The organism is Clostridium thermosuccinogenes, assembly GCF_002896855.1.
GTDB classification, from domain to species: domain Bacteria; phylum Bacillota; class Clostridia; order Acetivibrionales; family DSM-5807; genus Pseudoclostridium; species Pseudoclostridium thermosuccinogenes.
In genome coordinates this window covers 1,890,727-1,909,302 of the sequence record NZ_CP021850.1, presented here as the reverse complement: position 1 = coordinate 1,909,302, position 18,576 = coordinate 1,890,727, and the positions used below count along the sequence as shown (strand labels likewise).

The 18,576-nt window shown below is 42.3% G+C and carries 12 protein-coding genes; all 12 read right to left on the bottom strand.

What is annotated here, in order from left to right; all coding sequences use genetic code 11:
- Positions 1-158 precede the first annotated feature (158 nt).
- The 12 genes from CDO33_RS08380 to CDO33_RS08325 all read right to left on the bottom strand — a co-directional run bounded on the left by CDO33_RS08380 (position 159) and on the right by CDO33_RS08325 (position 18,342).
- Positions 159-1,181 carry a carbohydrate ABC transporter permease gene (locus CDO33_RS08380; protein WP_103081215.1) on the bottom strand — a complete coding sequence of 341 codons (1,023 nt, stop codon included), beginning with the start codon at positions 1,179-1,181 and terminating at the stop codon, positions 159-161.
- Positions 1,178-2,104: a carbohydrate ABC transporter permease gene (locus CDO33_RS08375; RefSeq protein ID WP_103081216.1), complete on the bottom strand. Its 927-nt coding sequence runs from the start codon at positions 2,102-2,104 to the stop codon at positions 1,178-1,180. Before CDO33_RS08375 ends, CDO33_RS08380 begins: the two co-directional genes overlap by 4 nt.
- Positions 2,105-2,117: 13 nt before the next feature.
- Positions 2,118-4,742 (bottom strand): DUF5696 domain-containing protein, encoded by a 2,625-nt coding sequence (locus CDO33_RS08370; protein WP_103081217.1) that lies wholly within the window; start codon positions 4,740-4,742, stop codon positions 2,118-2,120.
- A 5-nt stretch (positions 4,743-4,747) separates the two neighbouring features.
- Positions 4,748-5,362, bottom strand: a complete 615-nt coding sequence (locus CDO33_RS08365) for a YIP1 family protein (RefSeq protein WP_103081218.1) — start codon at positions 5,360-5,362, stop codon at positions 4,748-4,750.
- A gap of 27 nt (positions 5,363-5,389) precedes the next feature.
- A complete protein-coding gene (locus CDO33_RS08360) occupies positions 5,390-6,856 on the bottom strand; it encodes an NHL repeat-containing protein (protein WP_103081219.1) in 1,467 nt (488 codons plus the stop codon).
- A 56-nt stretch (positions 6,857-6,912) separates the two neighbouring features.
- Positions 6,913-7,800, bottom strand: coding sequence for a carbohydrate ABC transporter permease (locus tag CDO33_RS08355; RefSeq protein WP_242973880.1), 888 nt, complete (start codon positions 7,798-7,800; stop codon positions 6,913-6,915).
- A gap of 3 nt (positions 7,801-7,803) precedes the next feature.
- A complete protein-coding gene (locus CDO33_RS08350) occupies positions 7,804-8,724 on the bottom strand; it encodes a carbohydrate ABC transporter permease (protein ID WP_103081221.1) in 921 nt (306 codons plus the stop codon).
- Positions 8,725-8,784: 60 nt separating this feature from the next.
- Positions 8,785-11,655, bottom strand: a complete 2,871-nt coding sequence (locus CDO33_RS08345; protein ID WP_161496479.1) for an extracellular solute-binding protein — start codon at positions 11,653-11,655, stop codon at positions 8,785-8,787.
- 90 nt (positions 11,656-11,745) lie between these two features.
- Complete coding sequence (locus CDO33_RS08340) at positions 11,746-13,845, bottom strand: immunoglobulin-like domain-containing protein (RefSeq protein WP_103081223.1); 2,100 nt, start codon at positions 13,843-13,845, stop codon at positions 11,746-11,748.
- 156 nt (positions 13,846-14,001) lie between these two features.
- Positions 14,002-15,318 carry a glycoside hydrolase family 30 protein gene (locus CDO33_RS08335; protein WP_161496480.1) on the bottom strand — a complete coding sequence of 439 codons (1,317 nt, stop codon included), beginning with the start codon at positions 15,316-15,318 and terminating at the stop codon, positions 14,002-14,004.
- Between the two features lie 593 nt (positions 15,319-15,911).
- Entirely contained in the window at positions 15,912-17,129 is a 1,218-nt protein-coding gene (locus CDO33_RS08330) for an IS701 family transposase (protein WP_103089791.1), read from the bottom strand.
- A gap of 160 nt (positions 17,130-17,289) precedes the next feature.
- Positions 17,290-18,342, bottom strand: a complete 1,053-nt coding sequence (locus tag CDO33_RS08325) for a LacI family DNA-binding transcriptional regulator (protein ID WP_103082438.1) — start codon at positions 18,340-18,342, stop codon at positions 17,290-17,292.
- Positions 18,343-18,576: the final 234 nt, after the last annotated feature.

Here is an 18,576-nt window from a genome sequence, read left to right as displayed (position 1 = left end):
GATAGTTCTATTTTAACAGTACTAATAAAGATATTCAAGAAAAAATAGCCTGTTTTGACGGCAATCCAAAGGCATCTTTTACCTCATCCTGCCGGCACGGTGAGAGTTTTTATACATTTGTCCATGAAAGCTCTCTTTTTATATATATATCCGGTATCTCACCCCACAATTCCCGAACGTTCAAAATTATCCACCAGCTTCTTCTGGATGAGGAAATACACTACCAGCAATGGTATGAGGTACAGTAACACTGCTGCCTGCTTTACGGCATCAAAAGCAAAAGTTGTTACCCCCGGCATATTATACCATGTGCTCAAAGCTCTTAAGACAGTATTCTGATTGGACGGATTAAAAGCCCGTGTAAGCGTATTGCTGACATAGGGACCGTCAGGATGGAAATATCCCGTATAATAGGTATCCCCGTAATTCCAAACAAAAGAAAGCACCGCTACGGTTACTATGGCCGGAACTGCATTAGGAAGCATTATGCTGTAATATGTCCTGTGAAAACCGCACCCATCTATAAGAGCAGCCTCTTCCAGCTCTGTCGGCATTCCCTTGTAGAACTGCCTTAATATGAATACAAAGAGGCTCTCTTTAACACCAAAGCCCAAGAAAGCTATGATAAAAAGCGTGTAAGGCTTATTGATGAGATCAATCGTATCCCCGGTAAAGGCTTTGATAAGTCCGAATATGTCAAAATGCTTAAAATGCAGATACTGGGAAATCAAAAGCGACTGGGGAGGCACAAGAAAGGTGAGGATGACCAGGAAAAACGCAATGCTGCTTAATTTGAACCTTACCCTGCCCAGAGCATATCCGGTCATGGAGCAGACAAATATATTTATTAACGTGATTATTGCCGAATAGCCGAGGGTTTTGAGCATGCCCATTCCATTTCCGTATATCAGTCGTATTGCAGCTCTGAAGCTTGTAACCGATCTCTTCATAGGTATCCATATGACATCGGGATTTCCCAAATCATGTAGATCGCAAAACACAACCGGCAGCACCTTAATCAGCGGATAGAGTATTGCAAAGCATAAGCCAGCTATCAGCGATGCCAGGAAAAAACCGTAAATAAGCCTTGAAAACTGTTTTTTTGTTTTGTACCCATCTTGAAAGGATTTTGCATTCCACTGGGAGGACAGCTTTTTTAAAACCGGATCAAAGAGTTTCATATATTGTTTTTACCCCCTTTTGCTTTAAACACAAGAAGCAGAATACAGAGATCTGCCAGGATGTTTATCATATAAACCATGGAAAGAGCCGAACCTGTTCCTATATTGTTTCTGTTGAAAGCAAAGCGGTATATTTCATTGGCAATCGGTGATGCCAGGAAGAGATCCACAAAAGTATACACGACAGCAAACAGGTTCACATTTGAAAGCATGGGAAAGGTGATTTTCCAGAAAACTTCATATCCATTCGCACCTTCGATCTTGGCTACTTCATACAGAGACGGATTAATCGATTGCAGGCCTGCCAGGAACACCAGCGTCTGAACTCCTGCCTGGGATATCAATGAGAATATGTTGCCCACCACCGATGAAATAAAGCTTGTAATCCTTAGAGGCAGGAATGTATAGGAAGTCAGTATATAAATGAGAAATGAATTGTCTATTGAGCTGTTGACCGCAGTATCGGTGATATCTCCCCCTGTGGTTACCATAAGCAGGTTGACGACAACCTTGATTCCCAAAACTATGGGCATGAAGAAGATGACCCGCACAATTTCCCTTCCCCTGTATTTCATATTTAGCAGTATGGCTGAGAACAGGCTGAATACCACAATTAAAGGCGTATTTACGAATATGTTCACATTTTCATCTATGAAAACCCTGAGGAACTGCTGGCTGCTGCTGGATACTTCCGTCTTGAACAGATCGATATAGTTTTGCAGTCCTACAAATTCCAGCTTCATGCCGCCATATTCACCGACCTGCACCGAATGGAAGGAGTAAAGTATTGTATTGAACAACGGCATGAGGAAAAACAATATGAAACCTATCAGCCATGGAGTCATGAACAGCAGAGCGTTAAGCTTGCGGGAAGTCAAATATGTCAAGTGAATGGTCTTTTTTCGATGGGATATGGTTTTCACCGGATTCACCTTCCTAATTTCCAGATTCTATATGATAGCCTAAAGCTTCAATATTCAAGCCTTTCACAGTTACAGGATACTTGTTGTAGTTGACAATTACCATGGACCCGTTTGCATACCTGGTTTCAAATACATTTTTTTGGAGTATGTTGTGTGACACAATTTCTCTTGATTTTATCTTATCAAAGCCATCCCGGTATTCCTTATACACATTGAAAATCGTATCTCGCAAGGCATCGTACTGTATTGAAAAATAATATGAAAATTCCGTGTTCTGGAGCACATCCACATTCTTGGCGCACAGGGTGAACTTGGGATAACTTCCAAGTTCAAAAGCTTGCAGAATATAATAGCGGCTCCTGTCCGACGACATGTTCACGTCCAGTGTCGTATACTCGGTAAGCCCGTTCATAACAAGCTGCCGGAAAGGTATGGAGCAATACATTGTGCCAAAATCGCTGCATTCCCTGGATACGTTTACGGCATAATCCGCATAAGATATCTTATCGGCATTGGGATTGTCTATAGCAACAGCTCTGGATTCCGACATCCTGGATATGTTCTCCCTGACTATCCTGTTGGACAAAACCGGATTGATTATTTCCCTGGGATTATAATTGGCGTAGTATGTATTTCCCATTTCCTTCAAATATGTACCTATATTGTCCTTTGTGGTTTTCAAAAATCCATCGACAATGCTGTCCAGGTATTTGGGACTGATTATATAATAGCTGCTGCTGTTTCGTGAAAATCTACCCGTTGCAGGATTGTAATCCATTATCTCCACAGGCTTCCTATTGAACCCATAAAGGGCATGCTTTTTCCTGTTAAATCCGTTGCCTTTTTTATAGACTCTCGTTATATCCGCTGCAAAAAACAGTTCATCGCCATTTTCAGCAATATATTCTGCCAGAAGGTCCAAGTCCCCGGCACTTCCATTTTCATCCACCAACTCCGCCTTTCTCAGCAAGCTGTGGTTAATCCCACCATTATATGCCCCGTTGTAAGCTATAACCTTGCTGATCCCCTCCATATCTTCCAAGATATCCCTAAGCTCTCGGTAGGTAGTCATGGAAATCAGCTTGTCGTATGGGACACCCAGTATTCTGTCCTCTATCGTAAGAGCGGCTATTATTTCTAAAAACAGCTTTGGTTTGTCTTCATAACTAACATGGATATTGTTTTTGCTTATTAAATATTCCCTGTATTCCATCGCCATATTGAAATAAGTGGCATCCTTTTCAAACAGCTTGTATCTTATGGTGAAGTCCATATCAATCATGCCTGTCGTGGAAAGATATCTGGCATCGTTGGAACTGTATGGTCCGAACACCTTTACACGGGAATACTGCATTGAATCGAAAGAGGCATAGACCTTGTTGTATGGTGTGCCATTACTTTCAGTGTCTTTAGTGCCCAATCTTACGTTTATATATGCGGTTTCGGCCCCTTCCTCGATTATTCCCATAAACCCCTGCATCGTACCCGAACCCTTTTGGTACATCATGCCAAATACAGGCATGTGCAAATCCTCCGGGTATTCCGGCATTTCGTAAAGCTTATCGTAATAGGTATTGTTGTATACAGGTCTGGTATACTCAGGATATCTGCCGTCGAAAGTGTTCAGTTTGAATAATGCTCCTGCTCCATCCGGCACCAATATATATCCCTCATCCACCTGATCTGACGATGCCAGCCCGAAACCGGGATAAACAACTATATTCTGGATGCTGTAAAAATCATTTTCATTTATTATTTCATAGGTAGGAATCCGGATGACAAGGTCATTCTCATCCAGGAATGCTTCCATTATGATTTTGAATTTTGCGGGTTCTGCAATATTTACCGTTATACCGAATTCTTCATTATCTTTTATGAGAGCTTCTCTGCTGTATCCCACATCCTTGGTCAGCTCAATAAGCAGGCTGCTGACAGATGCTGACGGAGTACCTGAAAACTTGTTATAATAACATCCGTTCTCCTCATCCTTTGCGTAGATCAATTCCAGCACATTCCTGTACATATGGATTTTTTCCTCGCTTATCTCTCCACTGGCGGATTTTTGATCCAATTTATCCAGAAACGCTTCCTGAAATCGACGGATTGATATCTTCTGGGGCATGTATTCATTGAGCCTGAAGGAGTCGGTTTCCATAAAATCCAGAACTATCTGCACCCCGTTATTTATTTTATTGATGACATATCTTCCGCTGCTAACACAGTATTTATACGCCGTCCACTCGTACAACTGGCTGTCCCGGCCAAGAAATCTCACAACCAGGGGAGATTTGTCAAATTCAGATATTTTCCCGTCATCATATATGGAATTCCACTGCACGCCGGTGGCAGTATCCACGATTCTTATGTTCAGGGTGTCGGTGTTGATATACATTTTTTTGGTGGCTGTACTGCCCACAAGAACTTCACCGCTTCGTGCCGGGATTTGGCCGGTGGTTTGGGACAATCCCGGTTTTGGTTCGTCTTTAAGCTCCCTACCTTTAATGCCCCTTTGGGCTGCCATTGAAAAAAGATTGGCTATCAAGGCAGTAACTACGGCTATTGCAGCAATTTTCATATAGCTTATGCTTTTGAGCTCCTGTAGAGCTTTCGGGAACAATGACACAATGATCCTATTCATTACCATCACCATCTTTTTGTCAATTCGTTGAATATAGACAGTACAAAATTCAATATCCTACCCATGAGGGTGAGATACATCATCGCCAGAAACAATATGATAATGGCGGCAATAAAGGTTGCTATCAGCATTTTGATATTTGTAAGGGCAGTATATTCGTGGGTGACGCAAAGCCCGCTGAATACAAGAAAACAGAACCATAATGTGCCAATTGACGTTAACGCCGTTAATATCGGCACTTCCTCGTAAATTACTGCATTGCTTAAAACAATTCCCACAAAGTCGAAAACTATCTTGGGCAGGAGGGAAAAACAGGTGACAACAAATATATCTCCGATTTTACCACTGCCGTCGAATATTGCCGTTATGCTCCAATTGCTTATAATGAACAAGAGGAAAGGAAGCAGAGCCAGTGAAAATATTCTTATGCTGTTTAACCTGTGAACAGGATTATAATTAATAATAAACCCTGTATACTGGTATTCCGCTATTTGAATCAATCCATACAATACCAGCAATGCTGCTGCAACTGCATACTTTCCCTTTTTATATGTTTTCACAACATAAAAGCCGTCAAAGGGATGAAATATCACATAACCCAGATATTTTACCATGTACATGGACCTATCCTCCCCGAGTTGGTTTTGCTATTCACCTTCTGCTTTCATGGATTTATGATATTTATATTCCGAGTAAACTATATATACGATGATGATGAGAACAATCACGGCAAAAAATGCAAAGTATTTTTGCACAATTTGATTCCTGTATCCGTTAAATGCCTTGGAATAATATGTCCTGTCATTCCCCAGCTTCAGATAGTACATGGCTTTTTCATACTCATCCTGCATGAGGAGATTCTTGCCTATGCCTACATACGCCGCCGTATAGTTGGCATTCAGCTTTAATGCCTTATCAAGCAATGCTGCCGTTTCATCCCATCTGCCGTGGTAGTAGCTTTCCGCTGCTCCCAGCGCAGCTTCCCCGAACTCCGTCTGCTTAAAAATGAAAGCTCTTCCCAGCTTCTTATCACCTATGATCAGTTTTTTGCCAAACCAGGCGATGCTCGAAGGCTCTTTTACATTGCCCTTGATATCCCCCGAACGGTTGAAAATGTTTAGAAGATCACCGTCAAAGTTATATATGAATACCCGTCCACGGGTTTTGTCCAGCAGTGCATAGGCACCAAAATCGGAAACGGCTATATCCACAAACATGCTCTCCTGCTGGTCTTCCCCATAATCCAAATCGCCTATTATCTTGTGAGTGCCGGCACCTATCAGGACATTTTCCCCCTTGGCATTCAGGCGGAATACCTTGTCGATAGCCGCGGAATCAAAAGTAGTGGCATAAACAAAGCCTTCCTTGTCTATATCGATATTGTTGAAAGAGGGAGCGTAGACTTTTCTCATCTTTTCTTTCTGCACATCAGAAGCTATGGACTTCCAGAAATAATCGACAACATTAACCCTGGGCTTGTTCACACCGAAGTACCTTGAAAAACTACCGTCGCTGTTTAGCTCAATTATCCCCTCATAGCTCCCCTGCACTACAATGAAAATCCTCCCGGCATTATCAACCACTATCTTGGAGGGCTTAAATACCGTGACGCCTGCCAGATTGGCCGGCCTTTCAATTATCCTTTTTAAGAAATATTCATCGCAGTCCAGAACTATTATTCTCTCTGCTCCTGTATCGGCAATGTATATTTCCTTTTCATCCTCTCTTACGAAAACCCCCTCAGGATTCGTCAGCATTAGCTGCTTGTTGTTTTCTGCGTTCACGATTATTTTGCCATCAGCATCTCTTATAAGCTTGACCGATTTCACCAGGCTGTAGCTTTCATCAAAAACGTTGAGCCTGCTTTCCACCGTATCAATCAAGTATATTTTGTCCTTTCCTGCAAACACATCATCAACACCCGCTATTTCTATTCCATTGGTCCGGGTGCTGTCGATAATGTCTTCCAGCTCATAGGCCGGTATGCTTCTCACCGGGTTTCCCCAGTAGTCGTATGTGTAATTTTGCTCCCTTGTATATTTGGCATTGGCATGAAGCCCCGGAATACTCAGACAAATTAAAAGAACAATACAAAAAAAGCTTTTTAACCTCATACACCAAATACTGCTCCTCTCATCGAATTTACCCACGCAGACGAACAGTTTTTCTGTCATTTCATTCCCGATGTGGCCATAGTTTCTATAACATTGCTTTGAGATATAATGAACACGGTTACCGGAACAACAAGCATTATCAATGAGACAGCAGATGCTACCCCTGTTCTGGCTACACCTGCACTCACTATCTGGGACAATGTATAACTTACCGGCTTCAATTTTTCCGCGTATATAAACGTACCTCCTGTTGTACCCCACAATGACTGGAACGACAACACTATCAGGGTTATCCAGGCAGGCTTTGAAAGGGGCATGATTATGCTGAAATATATTTTGAATTCACTGGCTCCGTCCATTTTGGATGCCTCCAAAAGGGAATCCGGAATTTGAACTATATTGTTTTTCATCAGGTATAAACCCAGCGTGGAACCTATGGCAGGTATTATGACCGCCCAGTAGCTGTCAATCATTCCGAGCTTCGACATGATTATATAGTTGGGTATTGCAGTAACCGAACTGCTGAACATCAACGAATATACTATAAGGCTTGACATCACCTTTGAGCCTGGAAACTTATACTTGGCCAGCGGGAATGCAGCCATCGAGCCTACGAAAACTGTCCCCAACGTACCTGCTGTTGTTATAAATACGGTATTGAATATGTACCGTGAAAAAGGAATCCAGGAGTTGCCGATTATGGTGAACAGGTCCTTGAAGTTGTTGAAGGTCGGATTCTGAACAAAAAGCCTTGGTGGAAACAGGAATATTTCATTCAGAGGCTTAAAAGCATTGTTTATAACATATATCAGCGGCCATGCGCTGAATAGACCGAAAGCTCCTAAAACCATGGTCATGAGTATGTCAACCTCGAGACTCCGGTTAGGCCTTCGGATTCTTCTCCTTGAAATAACCCTTAATGCGCTTGCCGTTTTAATTCCCACAGGCTATTCACCAACCTTTCTCAAAAGCTTCTGTACGATAATATTGGAAAGCATCATGAAGAGAAAGAGTATTGTCGCTATAGCGGATGCATATCCCATTTCATATCTAATATTTCCATAATCATGCAGATGGGTAAGTATGGTATGCCCTGCATATTCCACCGAAGGAAAACCTGCCAGTTCCATGGATATGCCTGCAACAGACAGAGACTGGGTTATCTGCATAACTGCGCCGAACATGAGCTGCGGCTTCATAGCCGGCAACGTAATAAACCACAATTCCTGCCACCTGTTTTTTATGCCGTCTATAATGCCTGCTTCATACGAGGTCCTGTCGATGTTCTGAAATCCGGCAATAAAAGCGAGGAAGCTTACGCCGAGGCTAAGCCACAACTGTACAATTATCAGTATGGGCATAACATACTCTTTTTTGTCAAACCACAGCACCGGCTCTGAAATAATTCCCAACCGCATGAGCCATGCGTTGGCATAACCGTACATATCTGAAGAAAAAATCAGCTTCCACATCAAATATGCATTTCCTGATATGGAAGGGGCATAGAAAATCAGCGTCATGATCGCCCTGATTTTCGGTGGAAGCTCATTGATAAGCCATGAAAATCCAAAACACATGATATAGCTTATAGGTCCTGTAATGATCGCAAAAAGCAAAGTATTCTTCACTGCTATAAGAAACACTTCATCATACACGATCAGATTTATGTAATTGCTCAAACCCGTGAATTTCGGCATTTCCAGCATGTTGAAGGAAGTAAAGCTCAAAACGATGGAAACTACAATCGGAATAAATGTAAAACATATAAAAATCAAAGCAAATGGAGCTATCAGGAGGTATTTCTCCTTGTGAAGCTCCCATGTTTTCAAAAAATTATTCCTGGCCATTGCTTTTTTTGATTTCAACATCCGGCACCTCTTTCCATCCTTAGAAGTATTGAGCGCCTGACCTGATACGAAATGGATCCGTTACTCAAGGTATGAAAGGTTAAATTCCCGACGCTTCTTGGAAAGCTCCTTGTCTATCGCCTTGATATTAAGATACAGCGCTTCCCTCGGGTTCTGACCGTTGGTAACTACTGCCTTGAAAGCATAATCTATCATCCTGCCTGTCATGTATCCTCCCGGTACCTCCGGAACACCCTCCGTAGCTTCAAGCTGCTGCATCAGCTGCTCTGCATGCTTCCGAGGCCACGGCAGCCTCATGATCAAATCTTTGTTGGCGGTAGCGTACCGCGCGCTGGTTCCCATTACTGCTTCCAGGGTATTGGCATATCTCATCTGGGTATCATCGCTCAGCCACCATTTCATGAAGTCCCATGCATTCTGCTTGTTCCTGGCAGAACTCATCATTATGCATTGCGTTGTATCGGACACTACAGTATTGTTGATGTTGCCGTCCGCATCGGCAATCCCCGGGACCGGTGCAAAAGACCATAGTCCTCTTATCTCCGGAGCAAATATTTCCAACTGGTTGTATGTCGTATACGGAGCTATGCCTATCGGCATCTCGCCGGTCCTGAACCTGTTGGAGAAATCTGCCGTTACAGGGAGTTTATAGCTTGTAAAAAACTCGGTAAGCTGATGGAACGCAAGCATTGCATCTTCCCCGATAAGCCCGCTGGCTATTCCATAGTCCTTTCCTACCCCTTGATATACATCTCCCCCATACTGGTAAACAAGGGATGTAAAAATTGATGCACCGGGTATGTATACGTCATAATTATTCATATGCAGCACCGGTATTATCTTTTTCATTTCATCCCATGTCTTAGGCGGCTCAAGTCCCAGCTCCCCCAAAATATCGTTCCTGTAAAACATCATCATGAACCATTGCTGTTCAGGAAGTCCGTATATCCCGTCCTGATGTGTAACAGGTTTCAAAGCACTGGAGTAAAACCTGGCGCTCTGCTGCGAAAAATCTTCAAATCTCGTAAGGTCCGTCAGGGCATTCCTCACCGCAAAATTAATGACCGTCGACTGGGGAATATTCAGCACTACATCCGGACCATTACCTGCCAAAGTAGCCGGAAGAATGACATCATTGGGAATGAGCTCAAGATTTATCGGTATGTCGGAATACGGTGTATAGCTGTCATCTATGAGGTTTCTGATTATCTGTGCCTGATCCCTGCCGGATGATATCCATACCTTTACCGCATCCCTGCTGATTTTCGCATCCGTCGTAAGCTTTGCATCATCGACAAAAAACGTTGAAAAGAATCTGACCAGCTCATAATAAAACTTTACAAAAGCATTGGGTTCTGCCTTCGGAAGCTTTGCTCCTGCTTTTGACAGGGTGAAGCTGTCAATTTCCAAAGGCATCTCGGAAATGGATATGATCCATGTGCCCAGCGCGGATATATTTCCTTTAAACGTCGTCAGTTCATTTATCACGTTTTCCGGCTTTTGTGCCAATTCTTCCGCCTGTACCGCCATTTTTTCTATGATTGCGGTCTTTTCTCCTTTTTCTCCCGATATCCTTACCAGCTCTTCCACCACTTCTTTAAGCCGGACGCTGATATCTTTGAGCTTTTCTTTAAATTCCGGTATCTTTTTGTCTATTTCATAGTCTATGAACCTATCGGGTACCAGACCTGTTATTTGAACAGTTTTCCTGTAAATCTCATTTAATTCAAATAAGCACTGCTCTACAACAGTAAGAGGTCTTCCAAAATCTCCGAGTACAACCTCAAGGCTTATGGTATTTCTGCCCTTTTTAAGATAAAATAGGTAATGTCCTTTTTCATCTCCGCAAACATAATTTTTAAATTCCCCGCTGAATTCAAAACCGATTTTTTGCGCTTCTTTGAAAGGCACTTCCCCATTTATACGTAGCTCCCGGTATGACTTGACACCCCTGTTGATATTTTGCCGTCCCCGGAACGACAGTTGGTATAACCCTTCTTCCGGTACTTCCACTTCCCAAATAATAAAATCGCCTGCAGTGCGCCAGTTATTGCCTCCCATGGTATTGAATACTATCTTGTAAGGATGGTATGGAACAGTGTTAGGGCTGCTATAGTCTGTTGACACACCTATGGATGGGGAAGATTTCTTTATACCCACTGTGTTTCCGTCAACGCGCTCCGCCTGGCATACTATGTTTTCACCTTCATACTCCGGATACTTTTCCTTTAAACAACCGATTACCTCTTCATAAGGCTTCGGTTCCGGTGCAGCCTTTAAAACTATTTCTCCGATCTTGACCGGCTCCTTTATCGACTCAAAGGCAATGGTATGCTTTCCCTCTGAAAAATAAAACACATATGGTTCAAGGCTTCTCTTTTGGGAATCGCATATAAATACTGTCCTCCATTCAGGCTCTTCTACAGCTACAGGGCGTATCTCATTTCGGTTTTTGGATATTATCCTGCCGTCTTCACTGTTTTTCCATATCCTGCTCAGCACGACCTGTTCCATGCCTTTAAACAGTATTTCACCATCTATGTATATTTTCCGTTCAATGCTTAAGTTTGTTCCCTTCAAAGGAAGATATGAAACCTGTATGTTGTAAAACCCGGCATCCTTGACGGTAAACTCCCACTCAATAATTCCGCGATCGCCCGTACTTATGCCATCGTCATCCAAAATGGCTTGCATATCATCAGTTTTTTTATACCGGGTGATGTCAATTGTGATTTCTGACCGGGAAATCTCATTATCGTAACCATTACGAACAAGATATTCGTAGTAGGACGATTCGTAAAACTCCCCATTTTGTTCGGTTTCCCCTGCGAAACCTTCGGCCAATACAGGGCATGAACCGATATTTCCTGCCGGCAGGAAAAGGTTTGACAGCAAAAGGAACACTAGAAAACCTGCAAGAGCTTTTTTCATACCCATCAGTTCTCCCCGAAACTTTAAATTCAGCCGGTCCATGGGCTTTTTGCTCTAAGACAGCCCATGGACCTCCTTACGTCATTCCTTTTATTCTACAATAACATCAAAGGATGCAGTTGCAGCGTTTCCTGCGAAATCAGTGACTGTTACTTCCACCTTATATGTTCCGGGTGTTGTTGTATCCAACTGGCTTACATCCGCCTTGATGCTGAATTTGATATCAAACCCGTCCTTATCGGTTGCCGATTCTATGAAGTCATTCGCCCAGTTTATGGCAGAAACATCTTCGTCCTTTGCTATCTTCCTGTATTCCGGCTTGATTTTGATTTCCGGCTTTTCTTTATTATTCGGGTCGTAGATGATCACAGTAGAACTTGTGCTGCCTTCATTTCCAGCAGCGTCCTTGATTTTTGCCATGAATCCGCCGTCATATTGGCCAACCTTGTTAAAATCAATCCCGCTGATATCAATAACAGCACCGGACATATCAAGTTCGCCATCAACATTGTCTTTGGCAGCAAATATAGTACTCCAATCAATTTTTGAACTATCCGTGCCTACGGGAAAAGCAACGGGTATATTTGCGTCAATCTTCTCGATTTTCGGAGCTATGTTATCCGTCGGCTTATCCGACATGAGAGCTTTTTCCGTGGTCGAAAGGTATTCTATCAGACTGTTCTTTTCAGCATCGACGGCAACATCATATTTGGGGGAATTGTTCAACCCATATATGGATTCTCCCACTATACCTTCGCTCCACAAGTTATATATTCCTATCGATTCTACAAATTCGTTTACAGGCGTTTTGGCTATGTATTTGAATATATCCAGGGTGTCTTTGCCAATCTTAGGATGCATTATGTCAAAACCACTGGCAAGAGCCGCGGACTCACTGTTCTTTTCCAGATAATCCATAGCTTTGTCGGTGCCTGCTAGCGCTTTATAGAAAGTGTTAAAGTATAACTTGTAAGCTTTCAGTGCAAGTTCGGTCCTTTCTTTGGATAATCCCTTCAGTATACCGCAGGTATCCATAATAACTGATGTCTGTTGGTATTTAGGATCATCGGGAGCAAGGTGGTCCGGCCTCGGAAAAGGCACTATGCCCATGGACTCTCCTCTGTTGGCAAGGCTATTGGCAGCTGACGAGCTCAGCCATGGCACCATGTTGGTGAACACTGTTTCACCATTACCAAAATCGTTGCCGTTCCAAGTCCATCCGGGAACCACTGAATCATCGCCATACCTTACCGACATCATGAGATTCTTGTTCATGAGATTATCGATATAGGCAATAGCCTGTTTGGCTTCCGGAGTATCAACCTCAAGACCGTTTTTGCCAAATACTGCAACCCCGTTGGAATGCAATGCCTGCACCGCCGTATACCTGTAGTCCGTCTGGAATGCCTTTATAGGCACATCAGGCCTTACGGGAGAAGGCTTTCCCGAATAAAATGCTGCAATCCTGGAAAGGTAATCCTCAAACTTTGACCATGTCCATTCTCCTCTCTTAAACAGATCACTGGGATATACCGTTTCTCCGTTTTCTTTTAAGGAGTCAACCTGCTCTATGTATTTGATGTTGTAGACCAGAGGCCAAGTTCTTATGAATTCCATAGAAAAATTCAGCATGTAGTATTTTCCGTAAATCTTGTCTACCAGCATCCACTTGGCATCTTCATCGTCAAGGAAAATGCTCGCGTAATCATCCAGCGGCTGAAGGATGTTCTGCCCCAGTATCGTCCCCTGACTTCCGTTCCACATGCGCACAATATCCGCGATGGGGTCATTGGCCAGAACGGACTGAAGCAGCACTTCCCTGACATCTCCGGGATATTGGATAATCTCTAGCTGTACGTTCATTTCATCCAGCACTGTCTTCATGGCAATCTCCGCAGCCCTGAGGTTTTCCGGGCTCATCCCTGGTTCGCCCGTGATTTCGTCCCTCCAGGTAGGATCCCATTCCGGTTCATAGTGGGTGCCAATTTTGATGACTATTGGTTCTCCCTTTGCCCCCTTGGAAGCAGTATCTTCACCTGACGTTCCGGAGGTAGTCTCAGCAGCCTTATCTGTACCGGTTGCTTCTTTATCATTTTTCTCCCCCTGTTGCTTGCTGCAGGCGCTTAAAGCCATGAAAATCATCAGGCAGGCCAACATCATGGATATAAATCTCTTTGCTTTTGATAACATGCTAATCCTCCTTTCCTTATTTTCACATCCGGTGTTGTGTTATGAAAAAATGATGTGCCATATTTTTGAGTCGAAAACTTACCTATAATAACAGAGTTGGTCTCCTAAAGGCCGACATGCAATACACTCTGCTTTGGTTGCCTCCCATGCCGGACTTTATTTTTCAGCAACAAAAGTGACGACCGAACATGCCGGAATCTCATATACTTCATCGGGCATTATTTTAGCGACAAAATCACAGTCATGATTGTCTGACGTTTCATAAATGCTAATCTTTCTTCCTCTTACCCCTGCAAGAACAACAGACTTTGATTGGTCCATAGGATTTATGGCGACAACGACGGTTTTATCTCCTTTTGGACTTGCATAGGCAGATACCAATACGTTTTCATCCTCAATGGAAGCTTCTATTCTAATGTATCCTTTTTCAATAAACTTGGCGTAATTTCCAAGGCTCCAGCCACGCTTTGCCATCTTAAATTTACGGGTAGGAATGTCAACGTACACAAGTCCGTCCCGATAGTCGTAACGGGATACTGCCAGCCAATGAGACCAGGATGAGACAGAGAGTATTGTCATATCTTCATGTATTGTTTTTGCCATTACCAGGGCCGCATCCATTCCCATGCTTCTTCCGTTGACCATTTCACACCATTCTGTTTGGTGAAGCGGAAGCATGTTTTCGATTTTGGAAAAATAAAGTGCAGCCTTTTTTTTGTCCGTTTCACTTGTCCAATAGGAGTGTACCGCATAATGGTCAATTGCTTTTGACAGAACTTCATCATCCATTATTCTTTTATACATGGTCAATGTGTACTTTTCATCATACCATTTGCCCGACTCGTTAATTGATATCTTTACCGGCAGCTTTCTTCTTTCCAGCTCCAGGACAACTTCCCGGGACAAGCTGATTACTTCCTCAGGTTCATAATGGCATCCCTCCTGTCCGGATTTCCATTCCCACTGGGGCTCATTTATTGGGCTCAGGTATTTTACCGGAATGCCTTCTTTCAGGATTAGCTCTGTAATGTCTACAAGGTATTTTGCAAATTCAGCTTCATTCTCCCTTGGCAGATTCGACTTGCCCGTCTCTTCGCCGGAGGTGAACCCTGATTTGGTCAGCCTTGCCGGAGGGCTGTTGGCAAACAAAACCACCGTGTCAGCTCCATGCTTGACCGCTTCTTTCATCGCGTTTATCGCATTTTTGTCCCTGCCTAAGTCATAAACTCCCGGGGACACTTCAACAGTTTGTGTGCGTCTCCACTCGTCGGACACTTTCGATGGTCCCCCGGCACCAATGTTATACCTGTATATATCCAGCCCTATGCCCTTTTCATCGTCATACAGATATTCCATTATTTCACCAATGTTTTCCCATCCACCTACGTCCTGCGCCCACCAGCAGCCTGATGCGCCAAAACCTTCCACCGTCTGGTAAGTCATGTCATAATCCAGTGTTATTTTCGCTCCCAAGCTTTCAACACCCCCGCCATCAGTTTTTTCAGAATTCGAGACTGGATTGCTGCAAGATGCAAAAAGTAAAACATACAAGACACAGATTATAAATATGCAGGTCCTCATACTCATACTATGAACATCCATTCTATGTTAAATTTTTCCAATTGAAAGTTTTTAAGTTCATCTTTTAACCGTTGTATTTAGCTGAAACTTTTATAATGTATCTCTAAAGAGCATATTGAAAATATTTATTTCGATAAGTGAGATGATTATAATTGAGACTGATTCATTGCATATCCATTGCCGGATTCAATATTTCCTTGAAAAGAATTATTGCTTGCCAAGCTCCTTAGCAGGATAACAGCACGAATGGTTGCAACATTGAAATTGAGAATAACCCTAAAGCTTACACCAATGATGTATATTCTGAAACCGATTTCACTTCAATCTATTAATACCATATATTTACATTAATGTCAATAGTTATCCAAGAAAATAGTTTAATCCTTATAAGTGCAAACTCTTGAAATGCAAGTAATTAATGCAAGTTGACCCTGTCTAAAATGATTCTATTTATTAATTAGTGTCGTGCAGTAAATTGTAAATGTTTATGCGGCTATCCCTAATTTGGTAATAACAGCATCGACGGTTACCCCTTTTACTGCACAAGTATATGCAAACTTGGCAATTGAAACCAAGTATTGTTTGCGGAAATACCCTATGGTATCTCCTAAAGTATCAAGCTTTAAGGATTTCTTGTTTGAAACCCTGAAAAGCTCCAGGAAAGTGTAGGCCATAAAGACCATGCTCCAGAAGCGCTTTATTGAAGTTAAGGATTCTACCTGGTATTCATCAAACCCAAGTGAGTTTTTTTGATACCGGTAACTTACCTCAATATCCCAGCGGTTCTGGTAATATATAAGGATTTCGGAGGTGGTAAGGCTAACATCCGTACTTAGTATAAATGCTGGTTTATCGGATAAATCGGGTTTGCTCCAACAAAACAGAATAACGGCATTTTCAAGGTCATTGATTTTACCCTCATACCTATAAACATAGTAAGTATTGTCACCTGCTGTAACTGGGCTGGTTTCGTCCTTACTGATAAAGGTTGAAAATTCTCTGACACTTGTTTTAATGCCTCCAGGGTAAATCACTCTATTGGATTTTATTCTTCCAATGGTGTGATATCCTTTTCTTAAGGCATGGAGCATCACTTTACCCGATGTATACCAGGCATCCAACAACAAGTACGTTGTTTCTGTAACCGGTATAAATTCATCAATAAGCTGCATTGCAAGCTCTTGTTTATTCTTAAAATGCTTCTTTGCTTTATTGCCAAAGAACTGCTTTCTAAGATAGAGCTTGAAGTTTTGTGGTAATGAATAATCAGAAATCTTATAATGGGAAGTAACTATGCAATGTGACCACATGGGTTTTCCGTCACTGTGTGAATGATGGAAATCAAGGCCCTCAATCTTTTTGGTAGACTTATCTTTTTTACTCAAAGAGTCGTCTATGATGAGAAAGCCTACAGTATCTTCATTCACGCTATTACGGACAACATTTAGAGAATGGTTAATTCTCTTGTGGTCCACATAATCGTTACTCCATTTATACTCTCCGAGGAATCTTGAACCACAGCTTCTATCCCGGTTACAGGTATGCTTTGAATAGATCCTGGAAACATTTTTGCTTCCCTCGGTGGTAATAATGCCTGAGACCATAAGAACCATATGATTTTGTATGGCTTCAGAATAAGGTAATTTTAGCATATTTATATAATTGATTATATTTTTGTTTTGTTCTATTATTATCTCAGGCATAAGATTGACCCCCGTGGAAACTGTTTGTTTCTGGACAATTCAAACTTTACCACACTAGGTCGACTTATGCTTTTGTTTTACCATTTTATTGGTAATACAATTATTTACTTTTCAATACACAACACTAATTATTAATATGTTTCAAGGGTTGAAATAATCCTCAAATATTCCTGGGACAAGCACAGGATTCACGAATTGTCAAGCTTGTTCTCACAATCCTTTCTTTCGGTACACTTCTGTTGGCAAAGGTATAACAAAGCATGTCGACCGCTTTCCTTGCCAATTCGGGGATGTTATGGCTCACGGAAGTAAGCCGCGGCGTAACTATATCACACAGGTAAGAATCATCAAAACCTGTAATGGATATGTCTCCAGGTATATCTACACCGACGGAGGCGGCATATTTCATAGCTCCAATGGCAACGGTATCGTTAACCGCAATCACCGCAGTTGGCCTTTCTTTTTCCGACAACAGGGTCTTCATCGCTTTAGCGCCGTTTTCTATGTTGAAGTCACCTGAAATCACGATCCATTTTTCATTAAATTCCAGTTTGAAATGCCTGAGGGCGTCTTTTAAAGCGTTTAGCTTTATAGCTGTTGATGTGACATTTAGCCTGCCTCCAATAAAGCCTATACTGCGGTGACCGAGGGAAGTAAGATATTCTACTATGGAAAAGATACCTTCTCTTTCGTCGCTTCTTACCTTATAGCAGTCAACTCCCCCCATACGCCCGTTTATCATGACTATAGGAACTTTTGCCAGTACCGTATTCATCTCCTCCGCCAGCTTTTTATCCGTTCTCACCATGTTGATCCTGCCTCCCAAAAATATTATGCCGTCTACCTGCTTTTCGGTGAGGGTTTTTAGATAGATGGACTCCAATGCTATATTGCTCTCGAACATGTCATTAATGGAGTTGCACAGCAGCATTGAATAGCCTAGAGAAACAGCATATTTTTCGGCTTCAAGAAATACTGTCGCAAAAAAAGGGTTTACAATGTCCGGCAGTATTACCCCGATAGTTCTGGACTCTTTTTTCACCAGGCTCCTTGCAATGGCGTTGGGCTGAAAGTCATATTTTTCAATAATTTCTCGTATAATTCTGCTTTTCTCTACGCTTACCCGGGCACTCCCCGTGAGAACTCTGGATACTGTAGCCGGCGATACCTTTGCCTCCCTGGCTATATCATAAATTGTTATGTTGTTCTTCATTTCCTCTTTTCATCTCCAAAACGTTTATTTGCATGGTATGAAAATCAGCTTAAATTATGTAATTCGGTCTAATCCTTTCTCTATGTGATCCGTCCTAGAAGTTCAAGGTGAGTATAAAAACAGAAAAGCGATGTGCAAAACAGTATTTCTCTTCTGCAATTTAACACTGCAGTTATCCTTTGAATTGGTCCGGAGTGATCAGCTTCACCCACAAATTGCATTGATTTGAAATCG

Excerpts from the sequence above, each read along its gene's own strand:
- CDO33_RS08370 (WP_103081217.1), bottom strand. The coding sequence starts at position 4,742 with ATGAATAGGATCATTGTGTCATTGTTCCCGAAAGCTCTACAGGAGCTC.
- CDO33_RS08325 (WP_103082438.1), bottom strand. The coding sequence starts at position 18,342 with ATGAAGAACAACATAACAATTTATGATATAGCCAGGGAGGCAAAGGTA.
- CDO33_RS08380 (WP_103081215.1), bottom strand. The coding sequence starts at position 1,181 with ATGAAACTCTTTGATCCGGTTTTAAAAAAGCTGTCCTCCCAGTGGAAT.
- CDO33_RS08360 (WP_103081219.1), bottom strand. The coding sequence starts at position 6,856 with ATGAGGTTAAAAAGCTTTTTTTGTATTGTTCTTTTAATTTGTCTGAGT.
- CDO33_RS08345 (WP_161496479.1), bottom strand. The coding sequence starts at position 11,655 with ATGAAAAAAGCTCTTGCAGGTTTTCTAGTGTTCCTTTTGCTGTCAAAC.
- CDO33_RS08350 (WP_103081221.1), bottom strand. The coding sequence starts at position 8,724 with ATGTTGAAATCAAAAAAAGCAATGGCCAGGAATAATTTTTTGAAAACA.
- CDO33_RS08365 (WP_103081218.1), bottom strand. The coding sequence starts at position 5,362 with ATGTACATGGTAAAATATCTGGGTTATGTGATATTTCATCCCTTTGAC.
- CDO33_RS08330 (WP_103089791.1), bottom strand. The coding sequence starts at position 17,129 with ATGCCTGAGATAATAATAGAACAAAACAAAAATATAATCAATTATATA.
- CDO33_RS08340 (WP_103081223.1), bottom strand. The coding sequence starts at position 13,845 with ATGTTATCAAAAGCAAAGAGATTTATATCCATGATGTTGGCCTGCCTG.